20 protein-coding genes are annotated in these 22,118 nt (G+C 70.9%); 12 read left to right on the forward strand and 8 right to left on the reverse strand.

The genetic code is table 11. From position 1 onward, the window contains the following. Positions 1-20 precede the first annotated feature (20 nt). Positions 21-575, reverse strand: coding sequence for a DUF6668 family protein (locus AB5J50_RS29735; protein ID WP_369261269.1), 555 nt, complete (start codon positions 573-575; stop codon positions 21-23). A gap of 202 nt (positions 576-777) precedes the next feature. Here AB5J50_RS29735 and AB5J50_RS29740 point away from each other — a divergent pair, with 202 nt between their 5' ends. The 3 genes from AB5J50_RS29740 to AB5J50_RS29750 are packed head-to-tail and all read left to right on the forward strand — an operon-like array spanning position 778 to position 4,084. Continuing rightward, complete coding sequence (locus tag AB5J50_RS29740; RefSeq protein WP_327430892.1) at positions 778-1,812, forward strand: peptidoglycan DD-metalloendopeptidase family protein; 1,035 nt, start codon at positions 778-780, stop codon at positions 1,810-1,812. 14 nt (positions 1,813-1,826) lie between these two features. Further along, positions 1,827-2,516: a hypothetical protein gene (locus AB5J50_RS29745; RefSeq protein ID WP_369261270.1), complete on the forward strand. Its 690-nt coding sequence runs from the start codon at positions 1,827-1,829 to the stop codon at positions 2,514-2,516. Between the two features lie 8 nt (positions 2,517-2,524). Further along, positions 2,525-4,084, forward strand: a complete 1,560-nt coding sequence (locus tag AB5J50_RS29750; RefSeq protein WP_369261271.1) for a hypothetical protein — start codon at positions 2,525-2,527, stop codon at positions 4,082-4,084. A gap of 659 nt (positions 4,085-4,743) precedes the next feature. Here AB5J50_RS29750 and rarD read toward each other — a convergent pair. Then, positions 4,744-5,721 carry an EamA family transporter RarD gene (gene rarD / locus AB5J50_RS29755; protein ID WP_369261272.1) on the reverse strand — a complete coding sequence of 326 codons (978 nt, stop codon included), beginning with the start codon at positions 5,719-5,721 and terminating at the stop codon, positions 4,744-4,746. A 151-nt stretch (positions 5,722-5,872) separates the two neighbouring features. Next, positions 5,873-6,727 carry an NAD(P)H-binding protein gene (locus AB5J50_RS29760; RefSeq protein ID WP_369261273.1) on the reverse strand — a complete coding sequence of 285 codons (855 nt, stop codon included), beginning with the start codon at positions 6,725-6,727 and terminating at the stop codon, positions 5,873-5,875. A 182-nt stretch (positions 6,728-6,909) separates the two neighbouring features. Between AB5J50_RS29760 and AB5J50_RS29765 the strand changes: the two genes are divergently transcribed. Continuing rightward, the gene (locus tag AB5J50_RS29765) at positions 6,910-7,263 is read left to right on the forward strand and encodes a winged helix-turn-helix transcriptional regulator (RefSeq protein ID WP_369265547.1); all 354 of its coding nucleotides are present in this window, start codon (positions 6,910-6,912) and stop codon (positions 7,261-7,263) included. A gap of 16 nt (positions 7,264-7,279) precedes the next feature. On the opposite strand, the gene AB5J50_RS29770 is transcribed toward AB5J50_RS29765, so the two are convergent. From AB5J50_RS29770 to AB5J50_RS29790, 5 genes are all read right to left on the reverse strand, one after another. Further along, the gene (locus AB5J50_RS29770; protein WP_369261274.1) at positions 7,280-8,359 is read right to left on the reverse strand and encodes a 2-oxoacid:ferredoxin oxidoreductase subunit beta; all 1,080 of its coding nucleotides are present in this window, start codon (positions 8,357-8,359) and stop codon (positions 7,280-7,282) included. Further along, on the reverse strand, positions 8,352-10,283 hold the full coding sequence (locus tag AB5J50_RS29775; RefSeq protein ID WP_369261275.1) for a 2-oxoacid:acceptor oxidoreductase subunit alpha: 1,932 nt from the start codon (positions 10,281-10,283) through the stop codon (positions 8,352-8,354). Before AB5J50_RS29775 ends, AB5J50_RS29770 begins: the two co-directional genes overlap by 8 nt. A gap of 291 nt (positions 10,284-10,574) precedes the next feature. Beyond that, on the reverse strand, positions 10,575-11,234 hold the full coding sequence (locus AB5J50_RS29780) for a response regulator transcription factor (protein WP_362019020.1): 660 nt from the start codon (positions 11,232-11,234) through the stop codon (positions 10,575-10,577). A gap of 349 nt (positions 11,235-11,583) precedes the next feature. Beyond that, the gene (locus AB5J50_RS29785) at positions 11,584-12,939 is read right to left on the reverse strand and encodes a sensor histidine kinase (RefSeq protein WP_369261276.1); all 1,356 of its coding nucleotides are present in this window, start codon (positions 12,937-12,939) and stop codon (positions 11,584-11,586) included. Between the two features lie 272 nt (positions 12,940-13,211). Continuing rightward, a complete protein-coding gene (locus AB5J50_RS29790; RefSeq protein WP_369261277.1) occupies positions 13,212-14,420 on the reverse strand; it encodes a sensor histidine kinase in 1,209 nt (402 codons plus the stop codon). Between the two features lie 336 nt (positions 14,421-14,756). Between AB5J50_RS29790 and AB5J50_RS29795 the strand changes: the two genes are divergently transcribed. From AB5J50_RS29795 to AB5J50_RS29830, 8 genes are read left to right on the forward strand one after another with little or no spacing between them, the layout of a single operon-like run. Beyond that, positions 14,757-15,170, forward strand: a complete 414-nt coding sequence (locus AB5J50_RS29795; RefSeq protein WP_369261278.1) for an NADH-quinone oxidoreductase subunit A — start codon at positions 14,757-14,759, stop codon at positions 15,168-15,170. Continuing rightward, positions 15,161-15,799 carry an NADH-quinone oxidoreductase subunit B gene (locus tag AB5J50_RS29800; protein WP_369261279.1) on the forward strand — a complete coding sequence of 213 codons (639 nt, stop codon included), beginning with the start codon at positions 15,161-15,163 and terminating at the stop codon, positions 15,797-15,799. Before AB5J50_RS29795 ends, AB5J50_RS29800 begins: the two co-directional genes overlap by 10 nt. Then, entirely contained in the window at positions 15,796-17,331 is a 1,536-nt protein-coding gene (locus tag AB5J50_RS29805; protein WP_369261280.1) for an NADH-quinone oxidoreductase subunit C, read from the forward strand. The genes AB5J50_RS29800 and AB5J50_RS29805 overlap by 4 nt, the downstream gene beginning before the upstream one ends. Then, positions 17,328-18,296 (forward strand): NADH-quinone oxidoreductase subunit H, encoded by a 969-nt coding sequence (locus AB5J50_RS29810; protein WP_369261281.1) that lies wholly within the window; start codon positions 17,328-17,330, stop codon positions 18,294-18,296. Before AB5J50_RS29805 ends, AB5J50_RS29810 begins: the two co-directional genes overlap by 4 nt. After that, positions 18,296-19,060 carry an NADH-quinone oxidoreductase subunit I gene (locus tag AB5J50_RS29815; protein ID WP_369261282.1) on the forward strand — a complete coding sequence of 255 codons (765 nt, stop codon included), beginning with the start codon at positions 18,296-18,298 and terminating at the stop codon, positions 19,058-19,060. Before AB5J50_RS29810 ends, AB5J50_RS29815 begins: the two co-directional genes overlap by 1 nt. Next, a complete protein-coding gene (locus AB5J50_RS29820) occupies positions 19,057-19,755 on the forward strand; it encodes an NADH-quinone oxidoreductase subunit J (RefSeq protein ID WP_369261283.1) in 699 nt (232 codons plus the stop codon). The genes AB5J50_RS29815 and AB5J50_RS29820 overlap by 4 nt, the downstream gene beginning before the upstream one ends. Next, positions 19,755-20,129 carry an NADH-quinone oxidoreductase subunit NuoK gene (gene nuoK / locus AB5J50_RS29825; RefSeq protein WP_327430908.1) on the forward strand — a complete coding sequence of 125 codons (375 nt, stop codon included), beginning with the start codon at positions 19,755-19,757 and terminating at the stop codon, positions 20,127-20,129. The genes AB5J50_RS29820 and nuoK overlap by 1 nt, the downstream gene beginning before the upstream one ends. Next, on the forward strand, positions 20,126-22,117 hold the full coding sequence (locus tag AB5J50_RS29830; RefSeq protein ID WP_369261284.1) for an NADH-quinone oxidoreductase subunit L: 1,992 nt from the start codon (positions 20,126-20,128) through the stop codon (positions 22,115-22,117). Before nuoK ends, AB5J50_RS29830 begins: the two co-directional genes overlap by 4 nt. The last annotated feature ends 1 nt before the right edge of the window (position 22,118 follow it).

The following is a 22,118-nucleotide window of genomic DNA, read 5'->3' on the forward strand; positions in this document are numbered from 1 at the left end:
GTTCGGGGAGTTCATGGAGTTCACCTCGGAGCAGAGGGCGGTGCGGCCGCGGTCAGCCGGGCCAGCGCCGCCGTCTCGCGCGGCAGCGGCACGGTGAGCTCGCCGGTGCGCCACGCGGGCATCCACGGCACCCGGTAGACATCGATGACGGAGCTGATCACCTTGATGCGCTGGGTGAGTTGACGGGGCAGCCGTCCGGGCGCGTCCGCGACCAGCACGATGGCATCGAGGTCGAGCCCGGGGGGCGCGTCGCCGCGCCGGAAGATGTCGAGGGTGTGCGAGACGGCGTCCAGACCGGCCGCGTGCGTACGCCCGACGAGCAGCACCGACCCCGGTTCACCCTGGTCGGGGCGCGGCCAGTTGCGGCCCGCGTCATGGCCGCCGAAGACGGCGGAGAGCGTCGAGGCGCCGGCCCCGCCGTGTGTGGCCACCCAGGCGAACCGCCGTGCGCTCACGGCGAGTTCGGCGGGCTTGTCCCGCTGCTGCGGTTCCGCCGCGCCGACCGGTCCGCGAATCCAGACCTCGGGCCCGTCGGGCCCCTGCCGCTCGACCCCTTGCATTGCCACCCCCTGCATCGCCACCCCCTGCATCGCCACTCTCCTCTGTCTCCGTCGTCGGACCTTGGGCTCACCGATCTTCACGGCGCCCGAACAGGTTAGGTAACGGGGCGTGAGTTCCTGGGACGAGCCTGTGACGCCGTGGTGACGCAGGAAACGGGTGGGAGCCGAGAGACTCAACTGCATGTACACGACCGGATCTTGAGGCTGAGGGGAGCCGATGTCCAACGGGGGCGGAAGCACCATGACCTGGGTGGTCGGCGGCTGTCTCGCCGCGGTGATCATGCCGCTGGTCATGATGGTGGCGGTGAGCGGATCGCCGAGCGAGGCGGATACGGGGTCGGGCACGGGCGGCGGACTGAAGGACGGCACCGTCCCGCAGCAGTACGTGCCCTGGGTCCTGAAGGCGGGCGCGCTGTGCGACGTCATCAAGCCCGCGGTCATCGCCGCGCAGATCGAGGCGGAGTCGGGCTGGAACCCCAACGCCCAGTCGCCGGTGGGCGCCGAGGGGTTGTCGCAGTTCATGCCCGGCACCTGGACGACCTGGGGCCGGGACGACGACGGTAACGGCCGAATATCCCCGTACGACCCGGGGGACGCGATCATGGCCCAGGGCCGTTACGACTGCGCGCTCGCCAAGCAGGTCGAGGGCTACAAGAACCGCGGCGAGGCGTCGGGCGAGACCCTCGACCTCGCGCTCGCGGCGTACAACGCGGGACCCGGCGCGGTGCACCAGTACCACGGCATGCCGCCGTACACCGAGACCCAGAACTACGTCGCCCGCATCAAGTCGCTGATATCCAAGTACGAGTCGATCGACGACGCGCCGGGCAAGATCCCGGCCGGACAGCAGATGGCGATGCCGATCGGCGGCAACCCGCCCGTCACCTCGCCGTACGGCATGCGCATGCACCCGATCCTGCACGTCTACAAGCTGCACACCGGCATCGACTTCGGCGCCGCGGCCGGTACGCCGTTCAAGGCGGCCCGGGACGGCACGGTCACCTCGGCCGGCTGGTCCAACGGCTACGGCAACCGGGTGGTCATCTCCCACGGAACCATCAATGGCGACCAGATCTCGACGACGTACAACCACATGTCCGCCATTGACGTCAGTGTCGGACAGAAGGTGACAGTCGGACAGCGGGTCGGCGCGGTGGGCTCCACCGGCTACTCGACCGGACCGCACGCGCACTTCGAGGTCATGCAGAACGGCAAGTACGTCGATCCGGCACCCTGGCTGGGGCTGAAGTGAGGAGGGAGGCGAGGATGCGTACGAGGACGATCATCGCCGTGGTCGTGTCCGTCACGGGGCTGCTGGCGTTGACGGGCTGTGGTCTGCGGGACCAGGGTGAGTCCGTGGGCGCCGCCGGTTCGTCGCCCTCCGCGGCGCCGTCGGTCGCGCCCAAGGCACCGCTCCCCTCGGGGAAGCCGCTGGGCGCGGACGCACAGGTGCCGAGCCCGTCGGGTGTCGACGGGACGGATGCGACGGAGGTGTCGGAGGCGTGGGCGGAAGTGGCGTACGGCTACGACACGAAGTACGACTCAGGTCCGCACGACGCCGTGCTGCGCTCGGCGCGCTGGTTCACGGCGAAGAAGGCCGCCGCCGAGCGGTCGTACCGGCCCGCGAGCGGGGCGGGCGACGAGTGGAACACCTGGGCCGGCCACAAGGCGTGGACCACGGTGGACGTGACCTCGGACGACGACGGCGACGGCCTCACCGACACGGCCGTCCTGGCCTACCGCGCCCTCTTCGTCGAGGGCTCGGCCCACGGCCGCGACGGCTGGACGGGCACGGGTCCGCGCGCCAACGTCTTCCTCAAGCTGACGCGAACGGGCCGCGGCGAGCAGTGGCACGTGGCGGAGGCGACGGCGGTGGAGGCCGCGGTCCCGCCGTCCCCGTCTTCCTCTTCCACCTCCTCTCCGTCCACCCCTTCCTCCCCTGATCACCCCGAGTGAGGGAACCGATGTCTCGACTCAGCCGCGAACAGAAGCGGGAACTCAAGCGGCAGCGCTCGGCCGGTGCCGTGCCCGGGGGGCAACAGGCCGCCGGGGTGACACCGATCGAGGTGCATGTGCCGGCGCCCACAGCCGGGGCGGCGGGGGGTGCCACGGTCGGCGGGATGCCGGTCGTCGCCGCCCCCGGCGAGACCGTCCAGGCCGCCGTCCTGAACTACCTCCACCGCCTCGCCCTCGCCACCGGCCACCCCGTCCTCGCCACCATCCACGACGAACGCATCGGCTTCGTCGTACCGCTCCAGGTGTACGTCGACGGCTCCAGCCGGTACGCCGGGGAGCCGGTGCGGGTGGGGGCGGGGACGGGGACGGGCACTTCGACCGTGGGGAGTGCGGGGGAGGGGCAGCCGCAGCCGCGCCGCCAGGCCCAGCAGCCGCAGCCGCCGGCGCCGCCGACCGCACCGGTTCCGCCGGCTCCCGTGTCCGGTGCGCGGGCGCAGGAGGAGCCGGTGCCCGAAACTCCGCCGGTTCCGCGTCGGGACAAGGCGACGTACGTGCTGCGAGCGGTACCGGAGCCGACACCGGAGCCGGCGGTCGCGCCCGCACCTGCGCCGACGCCGGAGCCCGAGCCGGTGCAGACGCCCACGCCCACGCCGACGCCGACGCCGATGCCGGAGCCGGCGAGGCCCGCGGCGTCAGCCGTTCCGGCACCCGAACCCGTGCGTTCCCCCGCGCCCAGCACGCCCACCCCCGCGCCGCCTTCCACCCCCACCCCGTCGACCTTCGTCCTCCGGGCGGTGCCGGAGCCCAAGCCGTTGCCCGGGGCCGCGGCGACGCATGTGCTGCGGGCGGTGCCGGAGTCGGCGGCCGGGGTCGTGGCGGCGCCGACGGGGGAGTTCGGGCCGGCTCCGGTGGCCGAGCCCGCTCCCGTGCGGAAGCCGGTCCCCGCGATGGAGGCCATGTCCTTGATGGAGCCCGAGCCGGAGCCGAAGCCCGCTCCGGTGCGGGGCTTCGACGCCGTCGCCGAGGCGGTGCTGGCGCCGAGTCCGGCCCCGGAGGGTGAGGGCGAGGGTGCGGCGGCGTTCCTCGTGGAGCCCGTGGCGCGGATCAACGAGGCCGTGAAGATGGGCCGGATCGAAGCGGCCGCGGGGATGGCGGAGCGGGCCGTCGCGGAGGCGGCGCAGGCGCTGGGCGAGGAGCACCAGGAGGTGCTGAAGCTGCGCGAACTGACCGCGTACATCGCCTACTTGGCCGGTGACGCGCTCAGGTCGTTCCACCTGTCGCTCGACCTCGCCAGGGTCCGCCGTCGCCACCGTGACCCGCGCGCCGCGTACGGCAACGTACAGAGCGCGGCCGCGGCCTGGCGCGCCGTCCGCGACCCCTTGCAGGGTCTGCACCTCGGACGCGACCTGATCGGAGTGTGGACCGAGCTCACGGCCGACGGAGGCCCCGCCGCCGACGACATCGAGCAGCTCGAATCGGCCCGCACCCGCATGGTCCGCCTCGCCGAACGCGCCCGCGTCCTGGCGGACAACCCCTACACCCAGAGCCCGCGCGCCCATGGCCAGTGACGACCGCGACCGGGCCGCCGCCGCGCGCCGCCGCTCACCGCGAACAGGTGCACCGGGCCCGCGCACCGAGGTGTACGTCAACGAGCTGACCGGCACGATGAGCTGGCGCACGGTCCGGGCCGGCGGAACCGACCGCGACGGCCGCCCGCGCGCCCGCGTCACCGCCCAGGGTGCGGCTCCCCTCCCCACACACCCCGCCGCCGTACGGTCCGCGGTGAGCGTCCCGGTCGAGGCGCTCACCGCGGACCAGTTGCAGCATCACCTGGCCCGTGTCGGCGCCCTGCGCTCCCACGTCGCGGCCGACGTCGCCGCCGGCGCGCGCATGCCGACGTCCGTGGCGGCCCGCCTGCGCTCGGGCTCCACCCCGGCGGCCGCACACGCCCTCACAGCGGAACGCTCCTCCGCGGCAAGGGAGTTGCCCCGCAGACCGACCGCACGTTTCTCGCCCCCGCCGCCCCTACCCGTCCCATCCCTGAGGGCTGCGCCCCCAGACCCCCCTAAAAGATTGCGCAGTTCCCCGCCCCCTAAAAGGGGCGCGGGGAACTGCGCAATCCTTTGGACCAGCCCCCACCCACCCGCACCCGACGCACAACCGAACGGGGTCGAAGGGGCGGAGCCCCTGGGGGATGGGACGGGTAGGGGCGGCGGGGGCGAAAACCCTACGCGGGCTCCCGCGCCGGGCTCACCGTGTCGCCGGCGCCGGAGGCGTTGGCGTTGGCGTTGGCCGAGGCGCGCAGCGCCCGCGCCCCCCGCCGCGCGCTCCGCAACGCGTCAAACGTGAGCAGCGACAACGCAACCCAGACCAGCGCGAACCCGGCCCAGCGCTCGGGCGGCATGGCCTCATGGAAATAGAGGATGCCGAGAAGGAACTGGAAGACGGGGGCGAGGTATTGGAGGAGCCCCAGCGTGGACAACGGCACTCTGATCGCCGCCGCACCGAAGCAGACCAGCGGAAGCGCGGTCACCACCCCCGTCGCCGCGAGCAGCGCCGCATGCCCCACACCCTCCGTAGCGAAGGTCGCCTCCCCCTTCGCCCCCAGCCACAGCAGATAGGCCAACGCGGGCAGGAACTGAATCGCGGTCTCGGCGGCGAGCGACTCGATACCGCCGAGGTTGACCTTCTTCTTCACCAGCCCGTAGGTGCCGAAGGAGAAGGCGAGGCAGAGAGAGATCCACGGCGGACGGCCGTATCCGATCGTCAGAACGCCGACCGCGGCGAAACAGACACCGACCGCCGCCCACTGCACCGGCCGCAGCCGTTCCTTCAGAAGCAGCACACCCAGCGCGATGGTGACGAGCGGATTGATGAAGTAGCCGAGGGACGCCTCGACCACGTGTCCGCTGTTCACGGACCAGATGTAGACGCCCCAGTTGACGGTGATGACCGTCGCCGCGATCGCCACGAGGCCGAGCTTGCGCGGCTGACGCACCAGCTCGCCCGCCCAGGCCCAGCGCCGCATCACCAGCAGCACGGCGCCGACGACGACGAGGGACCACACCATCCGGTGGGCGAGGATCTCGACCGCGCCGGAGGGCTTCATCAGGGGCCAGAAGAGAGGGACGAGCCCCCACATGCCGTATGCGGCGAAGCCGTTCAGCAGACCTATGTGCTGCTCGCCCTTCGGCTTCCCGGCCACTGGCGCCTCCCTCTCGTCACACGGCCGCTCCCATGGTGCGGAGCGGCACGGAAGAAGGTAGCGCCGAGCACCCCTGCCTGTCATGCCCGTATCGCCATACGGTCATGACAGGCAGGGGTGGGGAAGACGGCGCCCAGGGCGCGAGGGGGAGTCAGCCCTTCAGCGCCGCCGCGATCGACTCGGTGATCGGCGTGGTCGGACGGCCGGTCAGCCGGGACAGGTCGCCGGGGGTGCCGGCCAGCTCGCCGTTCTCGATGGACACGTCCACGCCCGCGAGAATCGCGGCGAACGGCCCGGGCAGCCCGGCGCCGGTCAGGATGCCGGTGTAGACCTCGGCGGGGACGGCGTTGTAGGCGATCTCCTTGCCGGAGTACTCGGCCACCGCGGCGGCGTACTCGGCGAAGCTCCACGCGGTGTCGCCGCTCAGCTCGTACGTCTTGTTCTCGTGGCCCTCGCCGGTGAGTACGGCGACGGCGGCGGCCGCGTAGTCGGCGCGCGCGGCGGAAGCGACCTTGCCCTCGCCGGCGGCCTGCGTGACGGCGCCGTACTCGAGGACGGGGGCGAGGTTCTCGGTGTAGTTCTCGTTGTACCAGCCGTTGCGGAGCAGGGCGTAGGGCACACCGGACTCGACGATCGCCTGCTCGGTGCCCCGGTGGTCGTCGGCGAGGGCGGCCGTCAGGCTGCCCGGGGCGCTGGTGTACGCGAAGAGCGCGACCCCGGCGGCCTTGGCGGCGTCGAGGACGACCTGGTGCTGGCCCACGCGGCCCTTGTCGAACTCGTTGCCGGAGATCAGCAGCACCTTGTCGCCGGCGGCGAAGAGGCCGTCGAACGTCTCGGGGGTGTTGTAGTCGGCGACGGCGAGCTTCACACCGCGGGCCGCGAAGTCGGCGGCCTTCGCCTTGTCACGGACGACGGCGGTGATCTGGTCGGCCGGAACCTTCTCCAGCAGCTGCTCGACGACGTGACGACCGAGGTGTCCGGTGGCTCCGGTGACGACGATGCTCATGAGTGAACTCCTTGTGGGGTGGGTCTGCCACTAACCATAGGAGGTGCGCTAACTCTACGAAAGTACCCACTTTGAAGTAAGGTACTGGCATGGCCGTAAGTACCGCAGCAGCAGCCGACACCTCAGCCGCGAGCAAGTCAGGCACGTCGAGCACGTCGAGCAAGTACGACACCGGCGAGGCGATGTGCCCGTACCGCCTGGTTCTGGAGCACCTCACCAGCCGCTGGGGCGTCCTCGTCCTGATCGAGCTCCTCGACCGCCCCTACCGCTTCAGCGAGCTGCGCCGCGCCATCGGCCGCGTCAGCGAGAAGATGCTCACCCAGACCCTCCAGACCCTGGAGCGCGACGGTCTCGTCCATCGTGACGCCAAGCCCGTGATCCCGCCACGCGTCGACTACTCCCTCACCGACCTGGGCCGCGAGGCCGCCGAACAGGTCCGCGCGCTGGCCCTGTGGACCGGTGAGCGCATGGCCGACGTGGAGAAGGCCCGCCAGGCATACGACGAGGCCCGGGCGCTTCAGACCCGGGCCTCGTGAACCGCGACAGCCGTACTCAGCCGACGACCGTCCAGGTGTCGCCGCCGGCGAGCAGCGCGGCCAGGTCGCCCTTGCCGTTCTGCTCGATGGCCGTGTCCAGCTGGTCGGCCATCTGCGTGTCGTAGACCGGCCGGTCCACGGAGCGGAACACGCCGATCGGTGTGTGGTGCAGGGTGTGGGGGTCGGCGAGCCTGCTGAGCGCGAAGGCGGTGGTCGGGGACGCGGAGTGGGCGTCGTGGACCAGGATCTGGGACTCGTTGTCCGGGGTGACGGTGACGACCTTCAGATCGCCGGTGCGCTGATCCCGTACGACACCACGCGCGCCGTCCGGCCCGAAGCGGATGGGCTGTCCGTGGTGGAGGCGGATGACGGCTTCCTCGGCCTGCTGCTTGTCCTTGAGGGCCTCGAAGGCGCCGTCGTTGAAGATGTTGCAGTTCTGGTAGATCTCCACCAGCGCCGTGCCGGGGTGGGCGGCGGCCTCGCGCAGTACCCCGGTGAGGTGCTGGCGGTCGGAGTCGATCGTCCGGGCGACGAAGGACGCCTCCGCGCCGATCGCCAGGGACACCGGGTTGAAGGGCGCGTCCAGCGAACCCATCGGCGTCGACTTGGTGATCTTGCCGACCTCGGAGGTGGGGGAGTACTGGCCCTTGGTGAGGCCGTAGATCCGGTTGTTGAAGAGCAGGATCTTCAGGTTGACGTTGCGGCGCAGGGCGTGGATGAGGTGGTTGCCGCCGATGGACAGCGCGTCGCCGTCACCCGTGACGACCCACACGCTCAAGTCCCGGCGGCTGGAGGCCAGTCCGGTCGCGATGGCGGGCGCACGGCCATGGATGGAGTGCATGCCATAGGTGTTCATGTAGTACGGGAAGCGCGACGAGCAGCCGATGCCCGAGACGAAGACGATGTTCTCCTTGGCCAGACCCAGCTCAGGCATGAAGCCCTGGACCGCCGCGAGGATCGCGTAGTCACCGCAGCCGGGGCACCAGCGCACTTCCTGATCGGACTTGAAGTCCTTCATGGACTGCCTGGCCTCGGCCTTGGGAACGAGAGAAAGCGCCTCGATCGTGCCCGTGCCTTCCGTGGACGTCTCAGCCATCGATGGCCTCCTTGAGAGCCGTGGCGAGTTGTTCGGCCTTGAACGGCATGCCGTTGACCTGGTTGTACGAGTGCGCGTCCACCAGGTACTTCGCCCGGATGAGGGTGGCGAGCTGGCCGAGGTTCATCTCGGGGATCACCACCTTGTCGTAACGCTTCAGCACCGTGCCCAGATTCCGCGGGAAGGGGTTGAGGTGGCGCAGATGGGCCTGCGCGATGTTCTCCCCGGCGGTGCGCAGCCGGCGTACGGCGGCCGTGATGGGTCCGTAGGTGGAGCCCCAGCCCAGGACGAGGGTGGTGGCCTCGCCGGAGGGGTCGTCGACCTCGATGTCGGGGACGTCGATGCCGTCGATCTTCGCCTGGCGGGTGCGGACCATGAAGTCGTGGTTGGCGGGGTCGTAGGAGATGTTGCCGGAGCCGTCCTGCTTCTCGATGCCGCCGATGCGGTGCTCCAGGCCGGGCGTGCCCGGGATGGCCCAGGGGCGGGCGAGGGTCTGCGGGTCGCGCTTGTAGGGCCAGAACACCTCGGTGCCGTCGTCCAGGGTGTGGTTGGGTCCCTGGGCGAACTGCACGCGCAGGTCCGGGAGTTCGTCGGTGTCGGGGATGCGCCAGGGCTCGCTGCCGTTGGCGAGGTAGCCGTCCGAGAGCAGCAGGACGGGCGTGCGGTACATCAGCGCGATCCGGGCGGCCTCGATGGCGGCGTCGAAGCAGTCGGCCGGGGTACGGGGCGCGACGACCGGGACCGGGGCCTCGCCGTTGCGGCCGTACATCGCCTGGAGCAGGTCGGCCTGCTCCGTCTTGGTCGGCAGACCGGTCGAGGGACCGCCGCGCTGGATGTCGATGACGAGCAGCGGCAGTTCCAGCGAGACGGCGAGCCCGACGGTCTCCGACTTCAGCGCCACGCCGGGGCCGGAGGTGGTGGTGACGCCCAGCGAGCCGCCGAAGGCCGCGCCCAGGGCGGCGCCGATGCCCGCGATCTCGTCCTCGGCCTGGAAGGTGCGTACGCCGAAGTTCTTGTGCTTGCTGAGCTCGTGCAGGATGTCGGAGGCCGGCGTGATCGGGTACGAGCCCAGGTAGAGCGGCAGGTCCGCCTGCCGGGAGGCCGCGATCAGGCCGTACGACAGCGCCAGGTTCCCGGAGATGTTGCGGTAGGTGCCGGTCGGGAAGGTGTGGGCGGCCGGAGCGACCTCGTAGGAGACGGCGAAGTCCTCGGTGGTCTCACCGAAGTTCCAGCCCGCCCGGAACGCGGCGATGTTCGCTGCCGCGATGTCGGGCTTCCTGGCGAACTTGGTCTGAAGGAACTTCTCGGTGCCCTCGGTCGGGCGGTGGTACATCCAGCTCAGCAGCCCCAGCGCGAACATGTTCTTGCTGCGCTCGGCCTCCTTGCGGGAGAGCGAGAACTCCTTCAGCGCCTCGACCGTCATCGTCGTGAGGGGGACGGGATGGACGCTGTAGCCGTCGAGCGATCCGTCCTCCAGCGGACTGGCGGCGTAACCGACCTTCGACATCGCCCGTTTGGTGAACTCGTCCGTGTTGACGATGATCTCCGCGCCGCGCGGCACATCCCCGATGTTCGCCTTCAAGGCGGCGGGGTTCATCGCCACCAGGACATTCGGCGCGTCACCGGGCGTGAGGATGTCGTGGTCCGCGAAATGCAGCTGGAACGACGAAACGCCCGGCAGTGTGCCTGCGGGCGCTCGGATCTCGGCGGGGAAGTTCGGAAGGGTCGAGAGGTCGTTTCCGAAGGAAGCTGTCTCGGAGGTGAAACGATCACCGGTGAGCTGCATACCGTCACCCGAGTCACCCGCGAACCGGATGATCACCCGGTCGAGCCGGCGGACGTCTTTCGCCCCCGCCGGTTTGCGCTGTTCTCCTACGACGGCTCCATCGGCGTGCTCCGCTGGGCTACTGACCTGGCTCGTCACTGAACTGGACCTCCCTCGAGGCGGCTGTCTGGGAGCGGCCTTCCCGCAGGCCCTTCCCTTTTCAACCCTACGTCGGTAAGGGTCGCCTTCCTGCGGCCATTCGCATGATGGACACCATTTTGAGACGGCCGGACGCCCTGACTTGTCATGATTTACCCGCCCCCGGTCCTTCCTTGGAAGACGCTCCCCGCTCATCCTTTGGTTCTAGGTGGGCCCTGGATGGCTCTAGCTGATTCCAGGCTCCTCGTGGCACATCGAGTCGCACTCAACAACTGACACAGTGTCAGGTGGTCATGAGTTCAGGTAGGTGAGTACCGCCAGAACACGCCGGTGATCCCCGTCACTCGGAGACAGGCCCAGCTTCAGGAAGATGTTGCTGACGTGCTTCTCGACCGCGCCGTCGCTGACCACGAGCTGCCGTGCGACGGCCGAGTTCGTCCGCCCCTCGGCCATCAGTCCCAGGACCTCCCTCTCCCGCGGGGTGAGCCCCGCGAGCACGTCCTGCTTGCGGCTGCGGCCGAGCAGCTGCGCCACGACCTCCGGGTCGAGCGCGGTACCCCCCTGGGCCACCCGCACCACCGCGTCCACGAACTCCCGCACCTCGGCCACCCGGTCCTTGAGCAGATAGCCGACGCCGCGGCTCGAACCGGCCAGCAGTTCGGTGGCGTACTGCTCCTCCACGTACTGTGACAGCACGAGCACACCGAGTCCGGGATGCGCCTTGCGCAGCTGCACCGCGGCCCTGACCCCCTCGTCGGTGTGCGTCGGCGGCATCCGCACATCGGCGACGACGACGTCCGGCAGCGCGTCCTGCGCCGCGAACTCGGTAATGGTCTTGATCAGCGCCTCGCCGTCACCGACACCGGCCACGACGTCATGCCCACGGTCGGTCAGCAACCGGGTCAGGCCCTCCCTGAGCAGCACTGAATCCTCGGCGATGACCACCCGCACCCTGTCCTCCACGATTCTCGGCCCCCCAGAGCCCGTCCCCGCTCGTACGTCAAGCCCCCAGCATTCCAGCATTCGCACCGGCCTGTGCCCGGGCAGCGGGAATAGACGGACGCGAACAGGAGAAAGACGGCGCTGAGGTGTCTTCAAGTATTCAGGGGCGCGGGGCTGTGACATTTGCGGCTCCGCCGCGGGGCGCGAGCAACCCCCACCGTCCCGCAGCCGACAATTAAGGGGCGCGGGGAACGGCGCAATCTTTTAGGGGGGTCTGGGGGCGCAGCCCCCAGGAACGGATGGGACGGGCAGGGGCGGCGGGGGCGAAAACCCTCCTACCCCGACCCGCCGTACCGGCTCACCCCCGCCACGGCAGCTCCGCGGTAACCCGAGTAGGCCCACCCACCGGCGAATCCACCACCAGAATCCCGTCCACCGCATCCAGCCGCTCCGCCAGCCCAGCCAGCCCCGACCCCCCGGAGACATCGGCCCCACCCGCACCGTCGTCGCAGACCTGGATCATCAGCCGGTTCTCGACCCGCCACACATCCACGCTCGCGCTGCCCGCCCGCGCATGCTTGCTGATGTTCTGCAACAGCTCGGACACCGTGAAATACGCGATCCCCTCGATCGCGGGCGCCGGCCGCGACGCCAGATCCACCTCGACCCGCACCGGCACCGTGCACCGCGAGGCCACCGCCGACAGCGCGGCATCCAGCCCACGGTCGGTCAGCACCGCCGGATGGATCCCACGGGCCAGATCCCGCAGCTCCTGCAAGGCCGTCTTCACCTCACCGTGCGCCTCGTCCACCATCCGCGCCGCGGCCTGCGGGTCCTCGGTCAGCTTCTCCTTCGCCAGCCCCAGGTCCATCGCCAGCGCGACCAGCCGGGCCTGCGCCCCGTCGTGCAGATCGCGCTCGATGCGCCGCAGGTCAGCCGCGGCGTGGTCGACCACGACCCCCCGGTCGGACTCCAGCTCCACCACCCGCTTCGCCAGCCGCGACGGACCGAGCAGCCCGTGCACCATCAGTCGGTCCACGGTCGTCAACGCCCGCACGATCCACGGCGTGGCCATCGTGAAGAGCAGCCCCACCAGCGCGGCCACCGTGATCTCGAACGGGTTGTCGAGGTAGATGGAGTGCGTGCCGTCGCCGTACAACTGAAGCCCGCCCTGCCCGCCGTACATCGGGAAGAGCCAGAACCACAGCGGATACGTCAGCAGCGCCCACCCGTACGCCCAGAAGTTCAGCGCCACCACGAAGGAGAACACCGACCACGGGAACTGGAGCACCGCGTACAGCAGATGCCGCCACGACGCACCGCTCTTGAGGACCGCGCCCATCCACGCCATCGCCCCGTGCTTCTTCATACGCAGCGGCTCCGGCTCGGCCACCTCGAAGCCGAGCAGCCCGCGCGCCCGCGCCCGTTCCAGCGCGCCGAAGCCGCGGCAGCCGGCGAGGGCGGCGGCGAGTACCGGTATCCCCAGGAAGGTGATCAGCAGGCCGGCGCCGAGCGAGAACATCGTGACGGCGAACGTGAACATGATGATCCCGAGCGGCAGGCTCAGCATCACATAGCCGAACTCACGCCAGCTGCGGGCCTCGATCGGCGCCCGCAGCGGGGCCGGGAGACGGTGCCGCCGCTCATCGGCGCCCGCCCCGCGGAATCCGGGCCCGTTCCGGTGCCCGTATCCCTGTCCGTACTCCGTGGCCATCGGTCCCGTCCGTTCTACTCGTCCTGCTCGCCGACTCGTACCTCCACCCTGCTGTCCAGGGCGCCCATCGGCCATGGAGCGGGTCGGCGTCTTGGAGCGGGGGTTTTCCCTACCTCGGGGAGCGGGCCGGAGCCGCACCGGAACCCGAGCGGCGAGCCGGAGTCGTACGGGCCGTTACCGCGCGGGCGGAGTCGTACGGACCTGCCGCGCCGGCAGGGTCGTATGGACCGTCTCCGTCTCCGTACCCGTGTCCATGCCCGTCCCCGTCCCCGTCACCGCGCAGGCGGGCTCGGCCAGTCCTGCCGGTCCCGCCACGGCAGCTCCGCCGTGATGACGGTCGGACCGCCGGCCGGCGACTCGATGACGAAGAGCCCGTCGACCGCACCGAGCCGGTCCGCGAGCCCCGCCATCCCCGTACCGCCGTCGAGGTCGGCCCCGCCGCGCCCGTCGTCCCACACCTGTATGAGCAGCCGCTGGTCCGCCCGCCACACATCGACGGACGCGCCCCGCGCCCCGCTGTGCTTGCTCACGTTCTGCAGCAGCTCGGAGACGGTGAAGTAGGCGATGCCCTCGATGGCCGCGGCCGGTCTCGTCTCCAGCGCGGCCGACACCTTCACCGGCACCGTGCAGCGCGAGGCCACCGACGACAGCGCCGCGTTCAGACCCCGGTCGGTGAGCACCGCCGGGTGGATGCCGCGGGCCAGATCGCGCAGCTCCTGCAACGCGAGCTTCACCTCGCCGTGCGCCTCGTCGACCATCGCCGCCGCCGCGTCGGGGTCCTCCAGAAGCTTCTCCTTGGCCAGGCCGAGCCCCATCGCGAGGTTGACCAGGCGGGCCTGCGCCCCGTCGTGCAGATCGCGTTCGATGCGGCGCAGATCGGCGGCGGCGTGGTCGACCACGACCCCCCGGTCGGACTCCAGTTCGGCGATCCGCCGCTCCAGCTCGTCGGAGGGCGACAGCAGCCCGCGCACCATGGCGCGGTCCACGTTCGTCAGCCCCCGCGCGATGAACGGCAGCACCGGCCACAGCACGAACAGCGACACGGACATGACCGTGAAAGTGACGATGCCCCAAGGCAGGCGGATGAAGTCGTACAGCACCGTCCGCCAGGCCACCGGGTCCTTCAGGCTCGTCCACAGCCAGCCGAAGAAGCCGGTCCCGCTCGCCGGCATCGGGCTCGGCTCGTCGATCCGCACACCCAGCAGCGCCCGCGCCCGCGCCCGCTCGGCCTTGCCCAGCAGACGTGCGCCCGCCAGCCCGCCCGCGAGCAGCGGCAGCCCGACGACCGTCACCGCGAGCCCCGCGCCTGTGAACACCAGGGTCACGACGTACACGAAGCCGAAGATGGAGACCGGCAGATTGGCCAGCAGATGAGCGATCTCCTTCCACGTCTGCCCGTCGAAGGCGAAGCGCGCGGGAGGCAGCCGGTCGCCGTCGGACGTCTCGTCCGACGGACCGGTGAGCGTGATGCGTTCGGTCATATTCGCTAGCCTGCCCGGCGGCGAGCCGCCGCGCCATGAGGTGGACCGCCACGATCCACTGGGGAAAACCCCACCCTCGCGAGGTACGGACAGGCTGCACAGGGAAACCCCGACGACCGCCATGAGGACCGCCTTGAGGTGAAGAAGGGAACCCTGCGGCGCATGAGCAGGACGGATCCGAGGCGCATTCCCGTTGATCGAGGCGTGACAGGCTGCTTACGGTCTCTTTAGCAGGCCCTAGACTCCCGTCCGTACAGATCGTCGAACACGGCGCATCACAGAGTGCGCGACGGCGTACTCCGGGGCGCAAACGAGGTCAGGGAGCGAGGGGCTGACGTGCCGGAACCGACCGTTGTCACGGCAACCGGGACCGTCGTCGCGGCGGGCTACTTCCAGTCCTACTCGGTCGTCGGACTGCTCGCCGTCATGGGCGTGCTCTTCGTCGCCGTCGCCTTCGGGGCCGGCCGCCTGCTGCGTCCCGTGGTCCCCACGCCCGAGAAACTCCTGACCTACGAGTGCGGCGTCGACCCCGTCGGCGAGGGCTGGGCCCACACCCAGGTCCGCTACTACGTCTACGCGTTCCTCTACGTGATCTTCGCCGTCGACTCGATCTTCCTCTTCCCTTGGGCGACGGTCTTCGCCGCGCCCGGCTACGGCGCCGCGACGCTCGTGGAGATGTTCATCTTCCTCGGCTTCCTCGCCGTCGGCCTGCTGTACGCATACAAGAAGGGCGTCCTGACATGGACGTGACCCCTGAGACCCCTGGTCAGCCGGAACCGGTGCTCCTCCCGGAACCGAAGCGGCTCGGCGCGCTCTCCCGGCTGGCCCCCGAGCCGATGAAGGTGGTCCTGAACTGGGGCCGCCGCTACTCGCTCTGGGTTTTCAACTTCGGGCTCGCCTGCTGCGCGATCGAGTTCATCGCCGCGTCCATGGCCCGCCACGACTTCATCCGCCTCGGCGTGATCCCCTTCGCGCCCGGCCCGCGCCAGGCCGACCTGATGGTGGTCTCCGGCACGGTCACGGACAAGATGGCCCCGGCCGTGAAGCGCCTCTACGAGCAGATGCCCGAGCCGAAATACGTCATCTCCTTCGGCGCCTGCTCCAACTGCGGTGGCCCGTACTGGGACTCGTACTCCGTCACCAAGGGCGTCGACCAGATCATCCCCGTCGACGTGTACGTCCCCGGCTGTCCGCCCCGCCCCGAGGCACTGCTCCAGGGCATCCTCAAGCTCCAGGAGAAGATCGCCCGGGAGTCCCTGGGCGAGCGCTACGGCTCAGGTTCGGACCGCCCGTCCACGGCCGCGCTCCAGAGCGGCCTGGTGAAGCCGCCCGTCGCGGGTGCCGCGGGTGCCGCGGGTGTCGTGGGGGAGGACCGATGAGCATCGGCTGGCTCCCCGCACCCGTCGAGGAACTCTTCGGCCCAGAGGCCACGGCCGAGGAGTCGTACGGGGTCCTGACGGTCGATGTCCCGCCGACGTCCTGGATCGAGACCCTGGAGACGGCCCGGACTACGCTGACCTGCACATACTTCGACTGGCTGAGCGCCGTCGACGAACCGGGCACCGGCTTCCGCGTCTCGGCGCACGTCGTGGCGCTCTCTCCCGTACGCCGCCTCCTCGTCCGTACGACTGTCCCGCACGAGTCCCCCGTACTCGCGTCGGCGGTCTCCGTGTACGCGGGCGCCGGCTGGCACGAGCGCGAGACCCACGAGATGTTCGGCGTGATCTTCGAGGGCCACCCGGGGCTGGCACCCCTGTTGCTGCCCGAGAGCTTCGAAGGCCACCCCCTCCGCAAGGACTTCGTCCTGGCCGCCCGAGTCGCCAAGGCCTGGCCCGGCGCGAAGGAGCCCGGCGAGTCCGAACACGGCGGCCCGAAGCGCCGCCAGATGCTTCCCCCGGGCGTCCCCGACCCCAACGAATGGGGCCCCCTCAAGGGCCAGCTCCCCCCGGCCCCGGCCCGCCCCGCCCGCGGCGCCGCCCGCGCAACCGGCGACCGCCCCGTCCGCCGGGCCCGCACAGCGGGAGAGGGCTCAGCGAGCCAGACTCCTGGTGTCGGCACTGGGGGTGAGGCTGGCAGTACGGCTACCGGTACGGGTCCGGTAGGCGCTGGAGCTGAACCGGGTCCCGGCACGAGCGCAGCCGCCAGTGCCGCTCCGGAGACCCCGGCACCACCCCGCCGCGCCCGCAGCGCGAGCCAGGGTTCGGCCAGCCAGCAGACCGGGGCTCCGGCCCCCGACCAGCGGACGACGCCCCCGGGCCCGACAGCCCCGCAGGCCGCCGAGCCGCCGGCCCCCGCCGGCCCCCGCCGCGCCCGCAGCGCCAGCCAGGGCTCGGCCAGCCAGCAGGCCCAGGCCCCGGCCTCGGACCAGCAGGCGCCCGCCTCGGCCCCGGCACCCACCGAACCAACGCCACCCGCCCCCGCAACAGCTCCTGAAACGGCAACGGCTCCCGCCACCCCGTCCAAGCCCGCCGCACCCCGCAGCTCGGACGCCCCGTGGCACCACGCCCGCCCCGCTTTCGACGAGCCGGAGCCCGAGTCGAAGCCCGAGTGGGAGTCGAAGCCGGAGCCCGAGTCGGAGCGGGAATCGAACCCGGAGCCGGAATCGAACCCGGAGCCGGAGCAACGCGCTGCGGTCACCCCGGAGTCCGACGCCGCCTCCGAGCCTGAGACTGCCCCGAAGCCCGAGGCCACCTCAGAATCTGACGCCGGGGCGAACCCGGCGCCCGGGGCGAACCCGGCGCCGGAGGCGACCCCAGAACCGGGAGCCGCCCCGAAACCCCCAGCCGCACCCGATGCCTCACCCGACGCCGCACCCGACGGCGCCGCGGACCCCGGCCCCAAGACTCCGGCCCCCAAAACTGCCGACGCCAAGACACCCGACCCCGAAGACCCCACCGGAGGCACGCCGTGAACGACGCTCTCGACGTCGCCCTACGCCTCCTCCTCGTCTTCGTCGTGTTCCTGACGTTCCCTCTGATCGTCGGTCAGACCGAGCACAAGGTGATGGCCCACATGCAGGGCCGCCTCGGCCCGATGTACGCGGGCGGCTTCCACGGCTGGGCCCAGCTCGTCGCGGACGGCGTGAAGTTCGCGCAGAAGGAAGACGTCGTCCCGACCGGCGCGGACCGGCGTATCTTCCAACTCGCCCCCGCCGTAGCCCTCCTTCCGTACCTCCTCGTCCTCCTCGCCATCCCGATCGGCCCGGGCGAGGGCGCGGTCGGTGAGGTCGTCGACGCGGGCATCTTCTTCGTCCTGGCCGTCATGGGTGTAGGCGTCCTCGGCTCGCTCATGGCGGGCTGGGCCTCGGCCAACAAGTTCTCCCTCCTCGGCGGCCTGCGCACCGCCGCCCAGCTCCTCGCGTACGAACTCCCGATGCTGCTGACCGCCGCCTCCGTCGCGATGGCGGCCGGCACCGTCTCCCTCCCGGGCATCGTCGACGCCTTCGAGTGGTGGTGGCTGCCCTGGCAGATCGTCGGCGGGATCGTCTTCTTCGTGGCAGGCCTCGCCGAACTCCAACGCCCGCCCTTCGACATGCCCGTCGCCGACTCGGAGATCATCTTCGGCGCGTACACCGAGTACACGGGCCTGCGTTTCGCACTCTTCCTCCTCGCCGAGTACGCCGGAATCGTCGTCCTGAGCGGTCTGACCACCGTCCTCTTCCTGGGCGGCTGGCACGGCCCGTGGGGCGCCGACGGCCTCGGCTGGGTCTGGACCCTGCTGAAGTCGGCCGTGCTCGCCTTCATCGTCATCTGGCTGCGCGTCACCTATCCCCGCCTCCGCGAGGACCAGCTCCAGAAACTCTCCTGGACCCTCCTCGTCCCCCTCTCCCTCGCCCAGATCGCCCTCACCGGCATCGTCAAGGTGGTGATCTCCTAATGGCCCCCATCCCTGGCTCCGGCCTCGCCAAGGGCCTGGCCGTCACCCTCCGCACGATGACGAAGAAGACCGTCACCGCGCAGTACCCGGACGCCCAGCCCGAACTCCCGCCCCGCACCCGCGGTGTCATCGGCCTCTTCGAGGAGAACTGCACGGTCTGCATGCTGTGCGCCCGCGAGTGCCCGGACTGGTGCATCTACATCGACTCCCACAAGGAGACGGTCCCGCCCGCCGCCCCAGGTGGCCGTGAGCGCAGCCGCAACGTCCTCGACCGCTTCGCCATCGACTTCTCCCTCTGCATGTACTGCGGTATCTGCATCGAGGTCTGCCCCTTCGACGCCCTGTTCTGGTCCCCGGAGTTCGAGTACGCCGAGACCGACATCCACGAACTCACCCACGAACGCGACAAGCTCCGCGAGTGGATGTGGACCGTCCCGGCCCCGCCGGCCCTCGACCCAGGCGCCGAGGAACCGAAGGAACTGGCCGCCGCCCGCAAAACCGCCGAAAAGCTCGCCGCCGAGGCGACCGCGTCAGCGGAGGCAACCGAGCCGGCCGAACAGCCGGCCCAGACCCAGCCCCCAGCCCAGGCCCAGGCTCCCGCCCAGGCCGAGCCCCCGGCCACGGGCACGTCCGAGCCAGCCAAGCCTTCCGAGTCGGCCAAGCCTTCGGAGCCCGCCAGGCCCTCCGAGTCGGCCAAGCCCTCCGAGTCGGCCAAGCCTTCCGAGCCCGCCAAGCCCTCCGACCCACAGGACGGTGAGTCGTGAGCCTCGCAGCAGCAACGGCCGCCGCGGCACGGGCCACGACCACCGCCGCGGAAAGCCACGGCTTCCTCTCCCCGACCGGCGTCGAGATCGCCTTCCTCCTCGTCGGCCTGGTCACCTTCGGCGCCGCGATCGTCACCGTCACCACCAAGCAGCTGGTGCACGCCGCCCTGTGGCTGGTGGTGACGCTCGGCGGTCTCGCCGTCGAGTACCTCCTACTCACGGCCGAGTTCATCGCCTGGGTGCAGGTCCTCATCTACGTCGGCTCCGTCGTCGTACTCCTCCTGTTCGGTCTGATGCTCACCAAGGCCCCCATCGGCCGCTCGCCGGACGCCGACTCCGGCAACCGCTGGGCCGCCCTGACCGTGGCCGTCGCCTCGGCCGCAGCCCTCGTCTGGGTCGTCGTCGACGCCTTTCGCACGACCTGGGTCGACCTGGGCGGCGCCGCCGCCGGTTCCACCGAGGTGACCGGAGCGAGCCTCTTCCAGAGCTGGGTCCTCCCCTTCGAAGCGCTCTCCGTCCTCCTCCTCGCCGCCCTGGTCGGCGCGATCGTCCTCTCCCGCAAGGCCGCCGCGGACAAGGCCACACCGGCCCTCCCGACGCCGGGCACGCCGTCGGGCACCCTGCCCCCGAGCCGCACCGCCGGCGGCGCGACGGCCCCCGGCGAGCAGCCCCCGGCCAAGGAAGGGACCCGCTGATGCACCTCGCCTATCCCGCCGTGCTCTCCGCCCTCCTGTTCTGCACGGGCCTGTACGGAGTCCTCGCGCGCCGCAACGCGATCCTGGTCCTGATGTCCGTCGAGCTGATGCTCAACGCCGTCAACCTGAACCTCGTCGCCTTCGACGTCTGGCTGTCCAAGACCGCCCGCGACACGCTCCACTCCGGCCAGGCACTGACCCTGTTCACCATCGCCATCGCCGCCGCCGAGATCGGCATCGGCCTGGCGATCGTGCTCTCCGTGTACCGGGGCCGCGGCACCTCGGACATCGACAAGCTCCGCGACAGCGCCGAGCCGCACGGCCCCGAAGGAGCCACCGCCACGGCAGACGAGAAGGCTGAGGCCACCGCGTGACCACGACCACCCTCGCCGTACTCGTCCCCCTCCTTCCGTTCCTGGGCGCCGCGGCCGGACTCCTCCTCGGCCGCACGGCCCCCGGCTTCGTACGCCCCCTCGCCGTTCTGCCGCCCCTCACCTCGCTCGTCCTCGCCGTGCTGGTCGCGGTACGCCAGGGCGGCGGCCAGGCCATCGACGCCTCCACCGAGCTGACCCCGACCGGCTCGATCCCCATCGAACTCGCCCTGCACATCGACGGCTTCGCCGCCCTCGTCGCCGTACTCGTCGGCGTCGTGGCCACCTGCGTGCAGATCTACTCGACGGGCTATCTGCGCGACGACCCGCGCTACCCCTCGTACGCCGCTCTCGTCTCCCTCTTCACCTCCGCGATGCTGCTCGTCGTCTACTCCGGCGACCTGATCGTGCTGCTGGTCGGCTGGGAAGTCATGGGCATCTGCTCGTACTTCCTGGTCGGCCACTACTGGGAGACCCCCGAGGCCCGCGCCGCCTCGATCAAGGCCTTCCTGGTCACCAAGCTCGGCGATGTCCCCTTCCTCATCGGTCTGTTCGCTCTTGCCACGGACGCCGGGTCCTTCCAGATCACCACGGTTCTCGGCACCGTCGCGAGCGGCGGACTGCACCACCCGACGCTGATCGCCCTGCTGCTCCTGGCCGGTGTGGCGGGCAAGTCGGCACTGTTCCCGCTGCACACCTGGCTGCCCGACGCGATGGCGGGCCCCACACCCGTCTCCGCGCTGATCCACGCCGCGACGATGGTCGCCGCCGGTATCTACTTCGTCGCCCGGCTCCTCCCCGTCTTCCAGGCATCCTCGGCCGCGATGGTCGTCCTCGCCGTCATGGCCGCCGTCACGATGGCGGGTTCGGGGCTCGCCGCGCTCGCCCAGGACGACATCAAGCGCGTCCTCGCGTACTCGACGATCGGCCAGCTCGGCTACATGGCAGGCGCCCTCGCCGTCGGCGACCGTGGTGCCGCCGTCTTCCACCTCCTCGCCCACGGCGCCTTCAAGGCGCTGCTGTTCCTCGCCGCGGGCGTGATCATCCACGCCTCCGGCACCAACTCGCTGGCCGTCATGTCCCGTATGAAGGACCTGCGCGCCCGCGTCCCCGACGCCTACTGGACGATGACCGTGGCGCTGCTCGCGCTCGCCGCGATCCCGCCGTTCAGCGGCTTCTTCTCCAAGGAGGCCGTCCTCGGCGCCGCCGAGCACGTCGCCACCGGCCACACCGAGTACGCCCCCGGCGCCGCGGGCTGGATCGTCCTCGTCGCCGGCCTGATCACCGCCGTGCTCACCGCCGCGTACGCCACTCGCCTGTGGCTGCTCGCCTTCCGCGGCCGGGGCGCCGAGGCCCCTGACCATGGCAGGCAGCCGCTCACCATGACAGTCGTGCTGTGGGTCCTCGCCGTCCCGTCGCTCGCCTTCGGTCTGGCGTACGGCCCGCTGCCCGAATGGTTCGACGGCCGCGACCTGACACCGGTCCTCACCACCTCCGTCCTCGGCACGGGGCTCGCCCTGGTCGGCGGACTCGTCACATACGGCGCCTGGCGGCACACCAGCGCGATGGCAGCCCGCGTGCCGATGGGTGCGATCGTGGCCCACCCCGACGCCGACGCCGGAGCGGTCGAGGCCGAGGCCATCGCGCTCCACGAGCAGGCGTTCGGAGACGTGGCCTACGCCGCCGACCCCGCGGACCCGGGCCGGCTGCTGCTCGGCCCGCTGCACCGCCACGCGGCTGTCGGCTTCCACCTCGACGCCGTGTACACGGCACTGTTCGTCCGCCCGGTCCAGGCCGGAGCCGTACTCGTCCGGTTCCTCGACCGCGAGGTCGTCGACACCTACGTACGCGGTGCGGGCGCCCTACCCCGCTGGCTGGGCGCCGCCGTACGGCGTGCCCAGACCGGCAATGTGCAGACCTATGTGAGCGCGCTGCTCGCCGGCACCGTCGTCCTGGTGGTCGCCGCCCTCCTCGTCGCCACGGGAGCGTGAG

Origin of the sequence: Streptomyces sp. R35 (assembly GCF_041053035.1) — a bacterium.
GTDB lineage: Bacteria > Actinomycetota > Actinomycetes > Streptomycetales > Streptomycetaceae > Streptomyces > Streptomyces lutosisoli.

Excerpts from the sequence above, each read along its gene's own strand:
- AB5J50_RS29735 (WP_369261269.1), bottom strand. The coding sequence starts at position 575 with ATGCAGGGGGTGGCAATGCAAGGGGTCGAGCGGCAGGGGCCCGACGGG.
- AB5J50_RS29740 (WP_327430892.1), top strand. The coding sequence starts at position 778 with ATGTCCAACGGGGGCGGAAGCACCATGACCTGGGTGGTCGGCGGCTGT.
- AB5J50_RS29745 (WP_369261270.1), top strand. The coding sequence starts at position 1,827 with ATGCGTACGAGGACGATCATCGCCGTGGTCGTGTCCGTCACGGGGCTG.
- AB5J50_RS29750 (WP_369261271.1), top strand. The coding sequence starts at position 2,525 with ATGTCTCGACTCAGCCGCGAACAGAAGCGGGAACTCAAGCGGCAGCGC.
- AB5J50_RS29760 (WP_369261273.1), bottom strand. The coding sequence starts at position 6,727 with ATGAGCATCGTCGTCACCGGAGCCACCGGACACCTCGGTCGTCACGTC.
- AB5J50_RS29765 (WP_369265547.1), top strand. The coding sequence starts at position 6,910 with ATGTGCCCGTACCGCCTGGTTCTGGAGCACCTCACCAGCCGCTGGGGC.
- AB5J50_RS29770 (WP_369261274.1), bottom strand. The coding sequence starts at position 8,359 with ATGGCTGAGACGTCCACGGAAGGCACGGGCACGATCGAGGCGCTTTCT.
- AB5J50_RS29785 (WP_369261276.1), bottom strand. The coding sequence starts at position 12,939 with ATGGCCACGGAGTACGGACAGGGATACGGGCACCGGAACGGGCCCGGA.
- AB5J50_RS29790 (WP_369261277.1), bottom strand. The coding sequence starts at position 14,420 with ATGACCGAACGCATCACGCTCACCGGTCCGTCGGACGAGACGTCCGAC.
- AB5J50_RS29800 (WP_369261279.1), top strand. The coding sequence starts at position 15,161 with ATGGACGTGACCCCTGAGACCCCTGGTCAGCCGGAACCGGTGCTCCTC.
- AB5J50_RS29805 (WP_369261280.1), top strand. The coding sequence starts at position 15,796 with ATGAGCATCGGCTGGCTCCCCGCACCCGTCGAGGAACTCTTCGGCCCA.
- AB5J50_RS29815 (WP_369261282.1), top strand. The coding sequence starts at position 18,296 with ATGGCCCCCATCCCTGGCTCCGGCCTCGCCAAGGGCCTGGCCGTCACC.
- nuoK (WP_327430908.1), top strand. The coding sequence starts at position 19,755 with ATGCACCTCGCCTATCCCGCCGTGCTCTCCGCCCTCCTGTTCTGCACG.